Origin of the sequence: Winogradskyella pacifica, from assembly GCF_003386275.1 — a bacterium.
Classification (GTDB): Bacteria; Bacteroidota; Bacteroidia; order Flavobacteriales; family Flavobacteriaceae; genus Winogradskyella; species Winogradskyella pacifica.
Window position 1 is genome coordinate 1 of sequence record NZ_QREI01000037.1, and the last position, 1,580, is coordinate 1,580.

The 1,580-nt window shown below is 29.7% G+C and carries 2 protein-coding genes; both read left to right on the plus strand.

Going from position 1 to position 1,580, the window contains the following annotated elements; genetic code table 11:
• The first annotated feature begins 105 nt into the window (after nt 1-105).
• On the plus strand, nt 106-948 hold the full coding sequence (locus DFQ09_RS18665; RefSeq protein WP_115813144.1) for an SH3 domain-containing protein: 843 nt from the start codon (nt 106-108) through the stop codon (nt 946-948).
• A 7-nt stretch (nt 949-955) separates the two neighbouring features.
• Entirely contained in the window at nt 956-1,315 is a 360-nt protein-coding gene (locus DFQ09_RS18670) for a hypothetical protein (RefSeq protein ID WP_147298386.1), read from the plus strand.
• Nucleotides 1,316-1,580 lie beyond the last annotated feature (265 nt).

Consider the following 1,580-nt stretch of genomic DNA (forward strand, 5'->3'; position numbering starts at 1 on the left):
GACTCGTACGTGTAAGGGATCACTAATCTAAAACACGTTATAGTTCTCCTCTTTTTCTATATAAAGATATTTATTACAAACTAAAGAAACACGTTGGCAATAATTATGAGAAACATAATAACATCAATAACAATCTTATTCCTTTTTAATTTCATCAATGCCCAAGAATGTAAATTTCTTAGTATAGACAATGAATTTGAAGAGGGAGAAATTGCTTATTTATTTGGTAATAATGTAAGATTAAGGACAGAGCCTACATCTGAATCAGAAACGCTTGTATTATTAAAAATTGGACAACGTATTGAAATTATTGAAAAAACTGATGTTAACAACATTTTTAATGGTGTTGAATCACCTTGGTATAAAGTAAAGTATGACGAAAAAATCGGTTATATCCTTGGAGGTTTGATTTCCTTAATTGAAGTAAAGGACGATAATTTAAGGTGCTTTATCAGTTTTGAAAAAACAGAGGGCAAATTATATATCTTAACAAGAGTACTTTCCGACTTACAAAACGACTATTTTGAAAACAAGTCTGAATTTTTTGGAGACAATTATGGTTTTTGCCTTAAATTATTTGATAACAAAGGTTTAGATGGCATCAATAATATTCTTTACATAAATTATCTTCCTGAATCTGGTGGAGCAAATTCTGGTGGTTACTACCTTTTCTTCGACAAGAAAAAACTTCACAAAGTAATAGACGTAACCTCAAGAAGTGATATTGGGCTCTGGGAATCTGAAAACTTGTATTTTCCTAAAGATTCCTTGGGAGCGAAAAATAAAATTATCTACATAAAAGAAAAAGGAGAGTATTCAGAAAGTAATTCGGAAGAAAGTGAACCTAATTGGGAACAATCATCAAAAATCATATTACGATTAAAATGGAAAGACAATAAACTCATACCAAACCCTAGAGCTTTCAAGTCTAAAGAGATTAAAATTTAAAAAATTAATGAGACGTATTATAAAGAAAATATCAATTATAATTTCCATCATAATATTGATAATTATTGGTTTATATCACTTCAGATATGGAAAATCACAAAAATACTTTAGTGAAGATGGGCAATATAGTTTCTATTCTAAAAGAAATATATATGACATATCTCTTATAAATGCACCAGGAGACGGAGATACTAATGGAGGAACTATTTATGTTTTTGATGAAATCGAAAAAAAAGTAATTTACCAATTTGAATCCTCTTGGTTAAGAGCTGATATGGAAGCAAGTGGTTTTAGCAGTTATAATAATGGAGCTTTTAATTGCAAATCAGGACATTGGTTTAATCTTCCAAGACCAATAAAAGAATGAGAGTTAATTAATTATGAAAATACATTGTACTGATATTATAAAATAACTATTGCCAACACCGTGTATAATTAATTGCTTTTTAAGTGCTTACTTGCGAAAATTCCTGCGGAATTTTCTCTGGTCCGTAAAAGTTTGCTAAATTAGCTACCAAACCACGCAACTAACCATACACGTATTCCAAGATCAAATCCTAGTAATATTTAGTTTTATTTTTTAGGCTGCATATTGCTGAAGAACGACATAAGGTGTTCCTCTTTTTACTACG

Bases quoted from the DNA above. Each gene is read 5' to 3' on its own strand.
- DFQ09_RS18665 (WP_115813144.1), top strand. From the start codon at position 106: ATGAGAAACATAATAACATCAATAACAATCTTATTCCTTTTTAATTTC.
- DFQ09_RS18670 (WP_147298386.1), top strand. From the start codon at position 956: ATGAGACGTATTATAAAGAAAATATCAATTATAATTTCCATCATAATA.